This window comes from Dellaglioa sp. CoH-57-MRSF-19 (assembly GCF_056781975.1).
This window is the reverse complement of the sequence record NZ_JBXAXW010000140.1, coordinates 1-450: the sequence shown is the minus strand read 5'-3', so window position 1 is coordinate 450 and position 450 is coordinate 1. Positions and strand designations below refer to the sequence as shown.

Sequence of the window (450 nt, the reverse complement as noted above, 5' to 3'; positions counted from 1 at the left end):
GGGTTACAAAGAATACGACGAACGCTATCAGGAGGCAAAGAAGCTTGAAAGCGATATCGAGCACGAAGAAAGCTTGACCGAGGCCCGGCTTACTCGTATCCGTGAGTGCATCAAAGTGCGCCACGTGTCGGAATACTGGCGCGATGAATTGCGCGGCGCAATAGAGGACGTTCGCGAATTGCGCGAATCGGTTGCCGACAAGAAACAGAAGCTCAAAGACGATTACGCGGATTGTGATATCTAACCTACACACGAAGGGGCCTACGGGCCCCGCTGAGGACAAGCCATGATTTTCGAAACCTACATTTGCGCACTTGCCAATAACCGCCTTGAATACGGATTCACGTTTAAGGCTGGGGCCGAAACCGACGATATCCTTTTTGATATGGTTTTGGGTGTCGTGAAGCCGGGCCCGGACGCCGACGACACCATCGAGCGCGCATGGAAAGA

1 protein-coding gene is annotated in these 450 nt (G+C 53.1%); it reads left to right on the top strand.

Going from position 1 to position 450, the window contains the following annotated elements:
* A partial coding sequence (locus AC1RO3_RS08650) for a hypothetical protein (RefSeq protein WP_481764026.1) occupies positions 1-244 on the top strand: 244 nt, incomplete at its 5' end.
* Between the last annotated feature and the right edge of the window lie 206 nt (positions 245-450).